The following is a 13,254-nucleotide window of genomic DNA, read 5'->3' on the forward strand; positions in this document are numbered from 1 at the left end:
GCGGATTTCTGCGCTAGCATGGCGGCACACACGACCCTGCGCACGATCGCGTCCCATTCATCGGATCGAAGCGCGCGTCGCACATACAAAGGCTGAGGCCCATGTCCCCAACGTCGTTCGAGCCGCTCGCGCTGCGCGCGCACCGGCTGTTCGAATCCCGCGATCTCGACGAGACGCGCGAGCGGATCTCGCGCGTGATGCAGCCGCATGCGCTGCTGCCGAACGGCCGCACGCATGGTGCGTCGCACATGGATTTCGTCAGGCTCGGCGGGCTCGGGATCGGCACGATCGCATTCGGCGACGCGATGCGCGTGCAGGTCGACGCGGTCGACGGCTACTACCTGCTGATGTTCTGCCTGTCCGGCCAGGCCGAGGTGCGCGCGATGGGGCGGCAGCTCGGCGTCGACGGCCAGACCGGCGTGCTGTGCGCGCCCGGGGAGCCCTTCGACGCGGTGCTGTCAGCCGATTGCGAGCAATTCGTGCTGCGCATCGACGCGGCAACGGTCGGCTCGCTGACGGGCGACCCGCGCGCGACGCTCGATCCCGTGCTGCATGTCAGCGACGCCGCACTCGCCGCGTGGCGCCAGCAACTGATGCTCGTCGCGCGTTCGCCTGAACTGCTCGAACGCGCGAACGCGAACCCGCGCGTCGCGTCGCAGCTCGAGCACCTGCTGATCGACCTGCTGATCGAAGGCCACCCGCCGTCCGTGCTGCACGCGTCACACCGCGACCCGGCGCCGGGCTTCGTGCGGCGTGCGCAGGAGTTCGTGAACGCGCACTACACGCAGCCGCTGCAACTCGCCGATATCGTCCTGGCCGCCAACGTGCCGGAGCGGACGCTGCGCGACGCGTTCCTGCAGTTCCGCGGAATGAGCCCGATGCAATACCTGCGCGCGACGCGGCTCGACCATGCGCGCGAGCTGTTGCGCGGCGCGATGTCCGACAGGCGGATCGCCGATGTCGCGCTCGATTGCGGGTTTACCCACCTCGGGCGATTCGCGATCGCGTATCGGGAAAAGTTCGGGGAATCGCCGTCGGAAACGCTCGACGCGAAGCGATAGCGGCGCATTCGCTGGCGCAGGCTGCGGCCAGTGACCTGTACGACCGGCGCGAAGCTTGCATCGGCACGCGCGACATTGCGACATCCTCTCCGCATTCGCGGCGCGCGCCGAAACAGACCGTTAGTTGCGATGCTTGAAGGCGGCAGCGCCCATCAGGCCGCCGCCCCGATCATCTCCCGCGCGATCGCGCAGAACGCGGCCGTGGCGGCGCTTTCGCCGTGCAGCCGTCGGCTCATGATGATCGGCGACGTCGCGGCCGGCTCCGGCAACCGCCGGTAGACGACCCCTTTTACGCGCACGCCCTCCACGCTCTCCGGCACGAGCGACACACCCACCTGGGCGGCCACGAGCCCGAGCGCCGTCTGCAGCTCGCGCACCTCGTGCACGGCGGCCGGCACCAGCCCGCCGTCGCGCAACGCGGACAGCTGCTGATCGGCAAAGCTTGGCCGCGGCGTGCTCGGATAGACGATCAGCGTCTCGTTCGCGATATCCGCGAGCGTCAGCAGCCGGGCCGGATCGGCGAGCGGATGCCCGACCGGCAGCGCCGCGATCAGCTTTTCCTCGATCAGCGCCTCGCGCACCAGTTGGTCGTCGTCGAACCGCAGCCGGCCGAAGCCTACGTCGATCCGCCCGCCCTTCAGCGCGCCGAGCTGCTCCAGCGTGAACATTTCGATCAGCGACAGCTCGACGTCCGGTTGCGCCTCGCGAAACGCGCGGATCACGTCCGGCAGCGCGCCGTACAGCGTCGACGGCACGAAGCCGATCACGATCCGCTCCGACAGTTGCGCGAGCCGCCGCGTCAGCGGGCCGAGTTCGTCGGCCTGGTCGACGAGGCGCTTCGCCTGCGCATAAAACACGCGGCCGGCATCCGTCAGCTTCAGCGGCCGCGCGCCGCGCTCGAACAGCGGCAGTCCGATCTCGTCCTCGATCGCCTGGAGCTGGCGGCTCAGCGGCGGCTGCGTCATGTGCAACCGCTCGGCCGCCCGCGTGATGTTCATTTCCTCGGCGACGGCAATGAAGTAGCGGAGCTGACGCAATTCCATTTCATGCCTCAAAGGTATGGAAGTAGTCGGAAAGAGTGTTGGACGACGCGGGGCGGGAATTCCTACCATGTGCACCAACAGGAGGAATCGCATGATAGCAACTGCCGCCACCATCGAACGCATCGAGACGTTGCTCGTCGACGTGCCGACGATCAGGCCCCACAAATTGTCGGTCGCCACGATGAACTGCCAGACCCTCGTACTGGTCCGTGTTCGATGCACGGACGGTATCGAAGGCGTCGGCGAGGCGACGACCATCGGCGGCCTCGCCTACGGCGAGGAAAGCCCCGAAAGCATCAAGGTCAACATCGACACCTACTTCGCGCCGCTGCTGCAGGGCATGGACGCGACGCGTCCGGGCGCCGCGATGGCGCGCGCCCGCAAGCTGTTCCAGGGCAACCGCTTCGCGAAGTGCGCGATCGAGACCGCGCTGTTCGACGCTCAGGCGCGGCGTCTCGGCGTGCCGCTGTCCGAGCTGTTCGGCGGCCGCCGGACCGATGCGGTGGACGTCGCCTGGACGCTCGCGAGCGGCGATACGCAGCGCGACATCGCGGAAGCCGAAGCGATGCTCGACGCGCGCCGCCACCGTGCGTTCAAGCTGAAGATCGGCTCGAACGCGGTCGCGGACGATGTCGCGCACGTGGTCGCGATCAAGCGCGCGCTCGGCGAGCGCGGCGACGTACGGGTCGACGTGAACCAGGCATGGAGCGAGACCGACGCGATCTGGGCCGGCGCGCGGCTCGCGGAAGCCGGCGTGAGCCTGGTCGAGCAGCCGATCGCCGCGACCAACCGTGCGGGACTGAAACGCCTCACGCAGCTCGCACAGGTGCCGATCATGGCCGACGAGGCGCTGCACGGCCCCGTCGATGCATTCGCGCTCGCGCAGGATCGCGCGGCCGACGTGTTCGCGGTGAAGATCGCGCAATCGGGCGGCCTGCAGGGCGCGGCGAGCGTCGCGTCGATCGCGGCGGCGGCCGGCATCGAACTGTACGGCGGCACGATGCTCGAGGGCGCGGCCGGCACGATGGCGTCCGCGCAACTGTTCAGCACGTTCGACTCGCTGAAATGGGGCACCGAGCTGTTCGGCCCGCTGCTGCTCACCGAGGAAATCCTCGTCGAGCCGCTGCGTTACCAGGATTTCAAGCTGCACCTGCCGGCGACGCCCGGCCTCGGCATCACCTTCGACTGGGCCCGCATCGAACGGATGCAACGCGGCACCCGTTGACCCCACACGACAACCGCAACCGGAGACACAGATGAACAAGCAAGCCATCGACGCACTGCTGAAGACCTTCGACGACGCCGCCGAGAAGCCGGGCAATCCGCGCGTGCGCGCGATCGTCAACCGGATCGTGAAGGACATCTGCTACACGATCGAGGATTTCGACGTGCAGCCGAGCGAGTTCTGGACGGCACTGAACTACCTGAACGAAGCCGGCCGGGAATTCGGGCTGATCGCCGCAGGCCTCGGCCTCGAGCGCTTCCTCGACGTGCGGATGGACGAAGCCGAGGAACAGGCCGGCATCCAGGGCGGCACGCCGCGCACGATCGAAGGGCCGCTGTACGTCGCCGGTGCGCCGGAATCGCTCGGCCATGCGCGTCTCGACGACGGCACCGACCCGGGCCAGACGCTGATCATGCGCGGCCAGGTGCTCGGCCACGACGGCGCGCCGCTTGCGAACGCGCTGGTCGAGGTGTGGCACGCGAACCATCTGGGCAACTATTCGTACTTCGACCAGTCGCAGCCCGCGTTCAACCTGCGCCGCTCGATCCGCACCGATGCCGACGGCCGCTACAGCTTCCGCAGCGTGCTGCCGGTGGGCTACAGCGTGCCGCCGGGCAGCAAGACCGAGCAGCTGCTCGACCAGCTCGGCCGCCACGGCCATCGTCCGGCGCACATTCACTTCTTCGTTTCGGCCGACGGTTATCGTAAGCTGACGACGCAGATCAACATCGACGGCGATCCGCATCTGTGGGACGACTTCGCGTTCGCGACGCGCGACGGGCTGATCCCGCCGGTCAAGCAGGCGGAAGGTGCGGAAGGCAAGCCGTATGGCGTCGACGGGCAGTTCGCGCTGATCGACTTCGACTTCTCGCTGCTCAAGGAAAAGCAGGACGTACCGGGAAGCGAAGTCGAGCGGGCACGCGCACAGGCCTGAGCGCCCTTCCCGTTCGACGTATCGACAACTCAAGGAGTGCAGGATGCTGTTTCATGTGGAAATGACCGTTCGCCTGCCGGCGGACATGGATCCGGTCAAGGCGGCGACGCTGAAGGCGGAAGAAAAGGCGATGTGCCAGCGGCTGATGAACGAAGGCGTCTGGCGTCATCTGTGGCGGATCGCCGGGCAGTATGCGAACGTCAGCATCTTCGACGTCGAAAGCGTACAGCAACTGCATGACCTGCTGAGCCAGTTGCCGCTGTTCCCGTACATGGAGATGGAAGTGCGGGCGCTGTGCCGGCATCCGTCGTCGATCCGCGACGACGATCGCTAGGCTCGCGGTCGAGCACTGACAAAACGGGCGGCCTGCGATTGCATCGCGGGCCGCCCGTTTCACTTCGTCATCCGCGGCGGCGGATCATGCCGCCGCGCGGCTTACTTCTGCGCATCCATCTTGTCGGCGACTTCGTCGCCATACACCTTGGCGACACGTCGTGCGACGATCGCCTGCATCAGCGTCTTGTCGAAGTCGTCGGCAGTCTTCCAGCCGGCGCCGTCCTTGACGAACGTGAAATCACCCTTCAGCTGCAGCATCGACGGCGCGCCGATCGCGCCGAGCAGCCGGTCGCGATAATCGATCAGCAACGGACACGACACATGGTCGCCGTCGATCTGCTTGCAATCGGCGGACGGTATGACGCCCAGCACGCTGCTCGTCAGCGTCGTCGGTTCGTCGCTGCCGGGCATCGGCTTGCCGTAGCTCGGCGAGCGCTCCGACACGCTCTTGTCGAGTTGCGCGACGCCCGTCATGAACGCCGTGCTGATGACGTCGCGCCCGAGCGGCGCGCCGAGCTTCGGGTTGAGGCCCTGCGCGCTGTAGCGGGCCGTCACGTATTCCGCCGGGAACGTCTGCACGACGAACTCGCTCTTGTCCTTGTCGTCGTGCCGGACCACATAGCCGAGCGTCGTGTGCTCGTCGGCGACGGTCAGGTCCGCCAGGCAGCCGCGCGCCTGGTTGGCTTCGTCGTAGCCGACTTCGCGGTGGTTGCTGACGCGCGGAAAAGGCGTGCTGCCCTTGTCGAGCATCTGCATCGGGTTCTTGCGCATCATGTCCATGCGCGCGTCGAACATCAGCGAATTCAGCGTCTTGACGGTGCTTGACGCACTGCACGCGGGCGCCGATGCGGGCCACAACAGGTAAGCGCCGACCGCCAGCGCGGCAGCCAGGCCGCCGAAGCCGATCAGCATCTGCTTCTTCTTTTGCTCGCGCTGGATCGATGCGACCGTTTCGTTCAGGCGCTGCTCGAACCAGGGCGGATCGATCTCCTCCAGCATCTGCATCAGGACGAGTTTCGCGCGGACGTCCATGGCGCGGCCGTCCAGCAGCGCCTGCGTCGCTTTCGCCTCGGCATCCGACGTCGTGTAGCCCTCGGCGATCAGCCAGTCGAGCAGTGTGCGGGCGGAATCGGTATCGGGAAGCTCGGCCGGGGTGTCCTTCAGGCGCTGCGTGACGCGCCCCGCCTGTTCCTCGGTGAGATAGCCGCCGGCTTCGAGCGCCATCAGCAGGCTGGCGCGATCGTCGTGTTCGGCCGGTTCCGATTGGCCCGTGGGTTCGAAAGGCATGATTGTTGTTCTCCGTCGAGACCGATTCGCGGTACGGGCCGCGCCGGCCCATTGTGCAGACGAATCGCGTCGATCTCCGGAAACTACTTGATTTGGCCGCACGTGTCGACATGACCGCGCGGCCCGCAATCAATGCTCATGCGCCAGATGCGCCGCAAACCCCACCTGCCCCGGCGCGATCCCGTCCTTCAGCGTCAGCGCCGGGATCGCGTAATCACCTGCGTTCTGCCGACGAAACGGAATCGGCTGCTCGGTCCACAGATCGTCGAGACGCCGGCCAAGCGCCGCACGCGTTTCCTCGAAGCGCGCGTCGTTCATCTTGCCCGTGCGGTAGATCACGAACGGCGGCAGCACGTCGAACCCCGGGTAATACAGCACGCCGTGCTGGATCGGGAACAGTATGTCGTCGATCGGCCCGTTGATGCCGCGCGGGCTGTAGTGCGATTCCCATCCGCCCGTCGTGACGATCACCATCGCCCGCTTGCCGGCAAACGAGCCTTCGCCGTAGCGATCGCCCCAGTGCGTATCGGAGTGCTCGCCAACGCCATACGCAAACCCGTATGCATACACACGCTCGACCCAGCCCTTCATGATCGCCGGCATCGAGAACCACCACAGCGGAAACTGCAGGATCACCGCATCGGCCCACTTCAGCTTGTCCTGCTCGCGCGCGATGTCTTCGCTTTGCGTGCCCGTCGCGAACGCGTGCTTCGAGTCCAGCGACGGATCGAACCGCGCGTCGGGCGCGCGATCGGTCACGTCGTTCGCGTCGAACGCCGCCTTCCAGTTCATCGCATACAGGTCCGTCACCTGCACGCTGTGGCCCGCCGCTTCGAGATGCTCGACGGCAAAGTCGCGCAGCGCGCCGTTCAGCGAACGTGGTTCGGGATGGGCATACACGATCAGCACATTCATGTTCGTCACTCCGTTGATTGAATGACTGCAGGATGCCGCCGCCGAAGGTATATTTAAAATGAATTCCTGATATTCCAGGTATAGCCATGAATAATCTCAGGCGACTCGATCTGAACCTGCTCGTCACGCTGGACGTGCTGCTCGCCGAGCACAACGTCACGCGCGCGGCCGAGAAGCTGAACATGTCGCAACCGTCGGTCAGCGTGCAGTTGCAGAAACTGCGCGACGTGTTCGGCGATCCGCTGCTGTTGCCGGGGCCGCGCGGGATGCGGCCGACCGCGCGCGCGGAAGCGCTGCGCGAGCCGTTGCGCGATGCGCTCGAGGCGGTCGAGCGCGCGGTGGTTCCGGCCACACCGTTCGATCCCGCTACCGCGACGAACACGTGGCGCGTGGCCGCGACCGACTACGGCGAATCGACGATCGTGTTGCCCGCGCTGAACACGCTGCGTTCGGCCGCGCCCGGTACGCGGCTCGCCGTCGTCGAACTCGTGCCGCCGCGCATCGAGCAGGATGCCGAACGAAACGGCATCGACCTCGCGTTCCATACGACCGAAGGATCGCCGGCCGGCATGCGGCGCCTGCCGCTGTTCGTCGAGCGCTACGTGCTCATCGGCCGCGCCGGGCATCCGAAGCTGAAGCGGCGCCCCACGCTCGCGCAGTTCGGCGCGCTCGAACACGTGATCGTGTCGCCCGACGGCGGCGGCTTCTTCGGCGTGACGGACCAAGCGCTCGCGAAGGTCGGCGCCGCGCGGCGCGTCGTGCTGTCGGTGCCGCATTTCCTGTTCGTGATGTCGGCCGTCGCGAGCACCGATCTCGTCGCGATGCTGCCCGAGCGGCTGGTGCGCGACGTGCCCGCGCTGCGCGTGGTGGATGCACCGGTCGACGTGCCCGGCTATGAAATGTCGATGCTGTGGCATGAACGCGTGCATCGCGACCCGGCGCATCGTTGGCTGCGGGAGACCATCGCGGCGGCGGTCTGAAACGGCCCGGTTGCCGAACGGCTGCCATCTGCTGTCATCGGGGGCTTGAAAGTGCGCCAGACACTGTATATATTTACAGTGTTTCTGCGTCATTTGACCCGAATTCCGTCCCCCGAGACGGTCTTTAGTGAGGCGACCATGTTCCAGTCATCCGCATTCGATCCCGAGCAACCCGGCTTCAACCCCGTCCACTTCGAGCGCGCCGCGCGGCAGGCGGTCGTCGATCTTCAGCGTGTCGTCGGCGGCCCCGCGCAGCGGGCGCTCGGCTTGCGGCGCCGCAGCCATCCGGCCGCCGTCCGCACGATGAGCTGGCAGGCGCTGCTGAATGTCGAGGAGCTGGCGTTCTCGAACTCCGGCTTCCTGAACCGCAACGATCCGATGGTCGTCGACGCCTTCATCCGGTTGCGCGACAGCCGGATGGTCGCCGCGGACGTCGAGGAATCCGTGGACTGGAAGCGCGACGACGACGATTTGCCCGCCGTCTACCTGATCGTCAAGGCGATGCTGGAAGCGGAAGAGCGCGAGGCGCAGCGCGTCGAGATGGAGTGACGGCGGCGACGCGCGGCCGTACCGTTACAGCCGCGCCGCGAGCCGCGCACCCTGATCGATCGCGCGCTTCGCGTCGAGTTCGGCGGCCAGTTCCGCACCGCCGATCAGGTGCACCGAGCGCCCGGCCGCCTGCAGTGGCGCGAGCAGCGCGCGCTGCGGCTCCTGCCCCGTGCAGAGCACGATCGTGTCGGCTTCGATCAGCTCGTGATCGGTACGCTGCTCGCCGTACGACACGTGCAGCCCGCGCGCGTCGATCAGCTCGTAGTTCACGCCGCCGATCATCTTCACCTGCTTCATCTTCAGCGTCGCGCGGTGAATCCAGCCGGTCGTCTTGCCGAGCCCCTTGCCGAGCGGCGCGGCCTTGCGCTGCAGCAGCGTCACCTCACGCGCCGGCGCCGACACCTGAGCACGCGTCACGCCGCCGCGCGTCGCGGCCGGGTCGGTCACACCCCACTCGGCCTTCCACTCTTCCAGATCGAGCGCCGGCGATTCGCCGTCCTGCACCAGATATTCGGCGACATCGAAGCCGATCCCGCCCGCACCGACCACCGCGACGCGCCGGCCGACCGGCTGCTTGCCCGCGAGCACATCGATATAGCTGAGCACGTTCGGCCCGTCCTGCCCCTGAATCTTCGGGTCGCGCGGCGCGACGCCCGTTGCGAGCACGATCTCGTCGTAACCGCCCGCGATCAGGTCGCTCGCATCGACACGGCGGTTCAGGTGCAGGTTCACGCCGGTCAGCTCGACCTGGCGGCCGAAGTAGCTCAGCGCTTCACGAAACTCTTCCTTGCCCGGCACCTGCTTCGCCATGTTGAACTGGCCGCCGATCTCCGACGCGCCATCGAACAGGTCGACGTGATGGCCGCGCTGCGCGAGCACGGTCGAACATGCGAGCCCGGCCGGCCCCGCACCGACCACCGCGATTCGCTTCGGCTGCTGCGCGGGCGTGTATTTCAGCTCCGTCTCGTGGCACGCGCGCGGATTCAGCAGGCACGACGCGACCTTGTTCTTGAACGCGTGATCGAGACACGCCTGGTTGCAGCCGATGCAGGTGTTGATTTCGTCGGCGCGGCCTTGCGCGGCCTTGACGACGAATTCGGCATCGGCGAGCAGCGGGCGCGCCATCGACACCATGTCCGCGCAGCCGTCCGCGAGGATCTGCTCGGCCACTTCCGGCCGGTTGATCCGGTTGGTCGTCACGAGCGGAATGCCGACCTCGCCCTTCATCTTCTTCGTCACCCACGCGAACGCGCCGCGCGGCACCGACGTCGCGATCGTCGGCACGCGCGCCTCGTGCCAGCCGATCCCCGTGTTGATGATCGTCGCGCCCGCGCGCTCGACGGCTTTCGCGAGCTGCACGGTTTCGCTCCAGTCGCTGCCGTCGGGAATCAGGTCGAGCATCGACAGCCGGTAGATCAGGATGAAATCGCGGCCGACCGCTTCGCGCGTGCGCTCGATGATCTCGATCGGCAGGCGGATGCGGTTTTCGTACGATCCGCCCCACTGGTCGGTGCGCTTGTTCGTATGCATCGAGATGAACTGGTTGATCAGGTAGCCCTCGGAGCCCATGATCTCGACGCCGTCGTAACCGGCTTCGCGCGCGAGCTTCGCGCAACGCACGAACGCGCGGATCTGCCGCTCGACGCCGCCCGCGCTCAACTCATGCGGCGCGAACGGCGAGATCGGCGACTTGATCTTCGACGGCGCGACCGCGAACGGGTGGTAACCGTAGCGGCCCGTATGCAGGATCTGCAGCGCGATCTTGCCGTCTTCTGCGTGCACGGCGCCGGTGATCTCGCGATGCCGCCGCGCGGCGGCCGACGTCATCAGCGTGCCGCCGAACGGCTTGGTCCAGCCGGCCACGTTCGGCGCGAAGCCGCCCGTCACGATCAGGCCGACGCCGCCGCGCGCGCGTTCGGCGAAATATTCGGCGAGCCGCGGCAGCGTCTTGCGGCTGTCTTCGAGGCCCGTGTGCATCGAGCCCATCAGCACGCGGTTCTTCAGCGTCGTGAAGCCCAGGTCGAGCGGCGCGAGCAGGTGGGGAAAGGTGGTTGTCATGATGGTCGAGCCTATAAGCGATGCCTGTCATCGTAGGCGCGCGCCGCCTTGAGCGTGAGGGGGCAAACAGCCATAATGCTTGTCATTTCCGGCCAAAACGACATGACCTCCCCACTCGCCAAGGACCGCCTCGGGCTGCGTCGGCCGACGATTCCGGTCGCCTATACGCGCCTGCTGCTGCAGGCGCTGGCCGCCCGCGGCGTCGACCTGGCCGCCGTGCGCGCCGGCACTGGCCTGCGCGATGCGGTGCTGGCCGAACCGGACGCGCGCGTCGCGCCGTCGCAATGGGGGCGGCTCGTCCTCAATGCGATCGAGATCGGCGGCGATCCGGGCATCGGGCTCGCGTTCGGGCTGCTGCTGAAGCCGACCGTGCACGGCTTTCTCGGCTACGCGACGCTGACCGCGCGGGACATCCGCGAAGCGCTGTCCGTCACGCAACGCTACTTCCGGATGCGCAATCGCCAGTACCGGCTGACCCATGCGGACGACGAACGCGGCGCGACGCTCGAACTGCACGGCGTGCAGGCCAGCCCCGTGCTGCAGCATCACGTGATGTTCGAGTTCGTGTTGACGGGGCTCGCGCAGAACATCTCGCAATGGTCCGGGCGCGCGTCGCCGCCGATCGAGCTGCAGTTCGCGTGGCCGGAGCCCGCGTATTTCGCGCGCTATCGCGACCAGTTGCCACCAGTGAAATTCGGCTGCGCGGCCAACGCGCTGTGGATCGCGCGCGACGTGCTCGACTGGCCGCTGCCGCTCGCCGATGAAGTCGCGCACCGGCAGGCGCTCGTGCAGGTCGAGCGCGAGTATGCGCAGGTGCGTCAGGAGGAAGGTGACCTCGTCGAACGTGTGCGCGCGGAACTGGCGCGTGCGGCAGGCGATTACCCTGGGCCGGACACGCTCGCGGATGCGCTACTCGTATCGACACGCACGCTGCGGCGCCGGCTCGAGGAAGCCGGGTCGAGCTATCGGCAGTTGCTCGACGAAGCACGGTTTCGCGACGCGAAGCAGTTGCTCGCCGCGTCGGATCTCGACCTGAAGACGATCGCCGAGCGGCTGCAATTCACCGACCCGGCGAATTTCACGCGCGCATTCCGGCGCTGGGCCGGGCAGACGCCGAGTGCTTACCGGGAGGCAGCCGGCCGGTTGGGGGAAACGGCGTCAGGTCCTGCGTCACCGAGGTAGATCCGCGCCCCACCATCGCCCTCGCCCGCTTCGATCCGCACATCGCCCGTCGCGGCGACGATCGCGTCGTACACGGCGTCGCTCACGCACACCACCGGCACCGCGATCGCATACAGCTCGGCGGCCACGATCGCGCCGATCGAGATGATCAGGTCACGCTCCTTCAGCACGATCGCGACCGGCCCCGTGCCGTTGCGCACGGCTTCCGCGAGCACGCTGCTGCTCGAACTCGAGCCCTTCGCATGCGGCATCACCATCACCTTGCCGGCGAGGCTCGCGCCGGCCTGCGGATGCCCGCGATCGACGATCCTGCCCGCGCCCGAGTCGTAACCGCCCCAGAAGCTGAGCGGCTTGTCGAGCACGAAGGGCCGCGCGCATGCGCTGCCCGGCACGAGCGTGTCGCCCGTCAATCCCTTGCCCGTCGCTTCAGTCATCGAATCGCACCTTTCCTTCGTACGCCGAGCGCACGCATTCGCGCATGCTGCCGTACGCGACCGTCACGCCGATGTTCGCGGGCGCATACGACGCCCATTTCCCCGAGTTGGTCATCACCAGCCCCGACAACTGCTTCATCACCGGCGTGATGTACGTGCAGGTATCGACGACGATCTGGATGCCGCGCGCCGCGAACTTGCCGGCGAGGCCGGTTTCCTCCAGCTCCCACAGGATGAAGCGGCTCGTGTTCACGTAGAAATCGCAGGCCGGCTTGCCGTCGAACGCGTCGAGCAACGTATCGAGCGTGCGAAATTCGGCCAGCGAAAAGTGCGGCGTGCCGAGCGCCACCGCGACGAGTGCGTCGCCGGCCGCGCCGTGGTTCAGCGTGCGGCGAATCTCGTCGAGATCGGTCATCGCGACGTCGACCGTGCGTTGCGCCGCTCGCCCATGCAGCGCGGCGTCCAGCGTCGGCGCCTCGGGCGTGATGCCCACCGCATGAAACAGCGCGACGGCGCCACTCGATGCGGCCGCCGCGCCGAGCGCCTTGAGTTCGTCTTCGGTGGTGTCCGCCGGCAGCCCGACGATCGCCGGCACGACCGCGCCCGCGATCTTGCCGATCAGCAGACCGAGCGCGGCGAAATAAATGTCGCGCGACGCCAGGCCGCTGAAATCCGGCGCGTTGAACACGATCCGCGCGGCGCGGTTCGCTTCGACATGCAGGCCCGCATACGGCGCGCGCCCGGTGATCGCGGCCGCCAGGTCGAGAAAATCGCCATACCGGCTCGTGCGCGCGCCCAGCACCGAGTTCGCGAACACGATCGCATTCGATTCGGCCCACGCGATCTGCTCGCCTTTCGCGGGACGGTTCTTCAGTTGATACGGCGCGCACGTGAAGCTCGATTCGCAGCCGAGTTGCAGATGCGCGTCCATCAGGCGCTGCGCATCGCGCTGGATCGTGCGGTCGCCGTGATACAGCTCGGGATGGATCAGGTCGAGCGACCCGACGTTCAAGGTGGTCGGCACCGCGACCTTCGCGCCGGTGTCGACGAAATACTCGACGAAGTCGAGGCTCGTCTGGCCGTGATAAAGACAGCCGTCGATATGGGCAGACGTAATGTCGATCAGGTGCGGCGCGGACATCACCTGCGCCGTACGCGCGACGATCCGCATCGCGCGCGCGACGCCATCGCCGAAATCCCCGCGCAACATCGCGTCGTCGCGGTCACTCAACTGCAGCATCGGTTGCTCC

13 protein-coding genes are annotated in these 13,254 nt (G+C 67.2%); 7 read left to right on the top strand and 6 right to left on the bottom strand.

Annotated elements, in window-relative coordinates; translation table 11 throughout:
- Window positions 1-101 precede the first annotated feature (101 nt).
- The gene (gene andR / locus HWX87_RS05085; RefSeq protein WP_176046081.1) at window positions 102-1,061 is read left to right on the top strand and encodes an anthranilate 1,2-dioxygenase regulatory protein AndR; all 960 of its coding nucleotides are present in this window, start codon (window positions 102-104) and stop codon (window positions 1,059-1,061) included.
- A gap of 152 nt (window positions 1,062-1,213) precedes the next feature.
- On the opposite strand, the gene HWX87_RS05090 is transcribed toward andR, so the two are convergent.
- Window positions 1,214-2,104 (bottom strand): LysR family transcriptional regulator, encoded by an 891-nt coding sequence (locus tag HWX87_RS05090; protein ID WP_176046082.1) that lies wholly within the window; start codon window positions 2,102-2,104, stop codon window positions 1,214-1,216.
- 91 nt (window positions 2,105-2,195) lie between these two features.
- On the opposite strand from HWX87_RS05090, the gene HWX87_RS05095 reads away from it, so the two are divergent.
- The 3 genes from HWX87_RS05095 to catC are packed head-to-tail and all read left to right on the top strand — an operon-like array spanning window position 2,196 to window position 4,597.
- Window positions 2,196-3,329: a muconate/chloromuconate family cycloisomerase gene (locus tag HWX87_RS05095; RefSeq protein WP_176046083.1), complete on the top strand. Its 1,134-nt coding sequence runs from the start codon at window positions 2,196-2,198 to the stop codon at window positions 3,327-3,329.
- A gap of 31 nt (window positions 3,330-3,360) precedes the next feature.
- The gene (gene catA / locus HWX87_RS05100) at window positions 3,361-4,263 is read left to right on the top strand and encodes a catechol 1,2-dioxygenase (RefSeq protein ID WP_176046084.1); all 903 of its coding nucleotides are present in this window, start codon (window positions 3,361-3,363) and stop codon (window positions 4,261-4,263) included.
- A 43-nt stretch (window positions 4,264-4,306) separates the two neighbouring features.
- A complete protein-coding gene (gene catC / locus HWX87_RS05105; RefSeq protein WP_059237400.1) occupies window positions 4,307-4,597 on the top strand; it encodes a muconolactone Delta-isomerase in 291 nt (96 codons plus the stop codon).
- Window positions 4,598-4,698: 101 nt separating this feature from the next.
- Here catC and HWX87_RS05110 read toward each other — a convergent pair whose 3' ends face one another.
- Both HWX87_RS05110 and HWX87_RS05115 read right to left on the bottom strand, forming a co-directional pair.
- The gene (locus HWX87_RS05110; protein ID WP_176046085.1) at window positions 4,699-5,886 is read right to left on the bottom strand and encodes a hypothetical protein; all 1,188 of its coding nucleotides are present in this window, start codon (window positions 5,884-5,886) and stop codon (window positions 4,699-4,701) included.
- A gap of 129 nt (window positions 5,887-6,015) precedes the next feature.
- Window positions 6,016-6,801 (bottom strand): NAD(P)H-dependent oxidoreductase, encoded by a 786-nt coding sequence (locus HWX87_RS05115; RefSeq protein WP_176046086.1) that lies wholly within the window; start codon window positions 6,799-6,801, stop codon window positions 6,016-6,018.
- Window positions 6,802-6,887: 86 nt separating this feature from the next.
- Between HWX87_RS05115 and HWX87_RS05120 the strand changes: the two genes are divergently transcribed.
- Both HWX87_RS05120 and HWX87_RS05125 read left to right on the top strand, forming a co-directional pair.
- A complete protein-coding gene (locus HWX87_RS05120) occupies window positions 6,888-7,781 on the top strand; it encodes a LysR family transcriptional regulator (RefSeq protein ID WP_176046087.1) in 894 nt (297 codons plus the stop codon).
- Between the two features lie 138 nt (window positions 7,782-7,919).
- Window positions 7,920-8,330 (top strand): DUF2471 family protein, encoded by a 411-nt coding sequence (locus HWX87_RS05125; protein ID WP_176046088.1) that lies wholly within the window; start codon window positions 7,920-7,922, stop codon window positions 8,328-8,330.
- Window positions 8,331-8,354: 24 nt separating this feature from the next.
- On the opposite strand, the gene HWX87_RS05130 is transcribed toward HWX87_RS05125, so the two are convergent.
- Entirely contained in the window at window positions 8,355-10,388 is a 2,034-nt protein-coding gene (locus HWX87_RS05130; RefSeq protein WP_176046089.1) for an NADPH-dependent 2,4-dienoyl-CoA reductase, read from the bottom strand.
- Window positions 10,389-10,463: 75 nt separating this feature from the next.
- On the opposite strand from HWX87_RS05130, the gene HWX87_RS05135 reads away from it, so the two are divergent.
- Entirely contained in the window at window positions 10,464-11,570 is a 1,107-nt protein-coding gene (locus HWX87_RS05135) for an AraC family transcriptional regulator (RefSeq protein WP_176046090.1), read from the top strand.
- Here the strand turns inward: HWX87_RS05135 and HWX87_RS05140 are convergent.
- Window positions 11,510-12,004 carry a DUF126 domain-containing protein gene (locus tag HWX87_RS05140; protein WP_176046091.1) on the bottom strand — a complete coding sequence of 165 codons (495 nt, stop codon included), beginning with the start codon at window positions 12,002-12,004 and terminating at the stop codon, window positions 11,510-11,512. The two genes, HWX87_RS05135 and HWX87_RS05140, sit on opposite strands and share 61 nt — an antisense overlap.
- Window positions 11,997-13,244, bottom strand: coding sequence for an aconitase X (locus tag HWX87_RS05145; RefSeq protein ID WP_176046092.1), 1,248 nt, complete (start codon window positions 13,242-13,244; stop codon window positions 11,997-11,999). The genes HWX87_RS05140 and HWX87_RS05145 overlap by 8 nt, the downstream gene beginning before the upstream one ends.
- Window positions 13,245-13,254 lie beyond the last annotated feature (10 nt).

The sequence above is a fragment of the Burkholderia sp. BCC1644 genome (assembly GCF_902833225.1).
GTDB lineage: Bacteria > Pseudomonadota > Gammaproteobacteria > Burkholderiales > Burkholderiaceae > Burkholderia.

Excerpts from the sequence above, each read along its gene's own strand:
- andR (WP_176046081.1), top strand. The coding sequence starts at position 102 with ATGTCCCCAACGTCGTTCGAGCCGCTCGCGCTGCGCGCGCACCGGCTG.
- HWX87_RS05090 (WP_176046082.1), bottom strand. The coding sequence starts at position 2,104 with ATGGAATTGCGTCAGCTCCGCTACTTCATTGCCGTCGCCGAGGAAATG.
- HWX87_RS05095 (WP_176046083.1), top strand. The coding sequence starts at position 2,196 with ATGATAGCAACTGCCGCCACCATCGAACGCATCGAGACGTTGCTCGTC.
- catA (WP_176046084.1), top strand. The coding sequence starts at position 3,361 with ATGAACAAGCAAGCCATCGACGCACTGCTGAAGACCTTCGACGACGCC.
- catC (WP_059237400.1), top strand. The coding sequence starts at position 4,307 with ATGCTGTTTCATGTGGAAATGACCGTTCGCCTGCCGGCGGACATGGAT.
- HWX87_RS05110 (WP_176046085.1), bottom strand. The coding sequence starts at position 5,886 with ATGCCTTTCGAACCCACGGGCCAATCGGAACCGGCCGAACACGACGAT.
- HWX87_RS05115 (WP_176046086.1), bottom strand. The coding sequence starts at position 6,801 with ATGAATGTGCTGATCGTGTATGCCCATCCCGAACCACGTTCGCTGAAC.
- HWX87_RS05120 (WP_176046087.1), top strand. The coding sequence starts at position 6,888 with ATGAATAATCTCAGGCGACTCGATCTGAACCTGCTCGTCACGCTGGAC.
- HWX87_RS05125 (WP_176046088.1), top strand. The coding sequence starts at position 7,920 with ATGTTCCAGTCATCCGCATTCGATCCCGAGCAACCCGGCTTCAACCCC.
- HWX87_RS05130 (WP_176046089.1), bottom strand. The coding sequence starts at position 10,388 with ATGACAACCACCTTTCCCCACCTGCTCGCGCCGCTCGACCTGGGCTTC.
- HWX87_RS05135 (WP_176046090.1), top strand. The coding sequence starts at position 10,464 with ATGCTTGTCATTTCCGGCCAAAACGACATGACCTCCCCACTCGCCAAG.
- HWX87_RS05140 (WP_176046091.1), bottom strand. The coding sequence starts at position 12,004 with ATGACTGAAGCGACGGGCAAGGGATTGACGGGCGACACGCTCGTGCCG.
- HWX87_RS05145 (WP_176046092.1), bottom strand. The coding sequence starts at position 13,244 with ATGCTGCAGTTGAGTGACCGCGACGACGCGATGTTGCGCGGGGATTTC.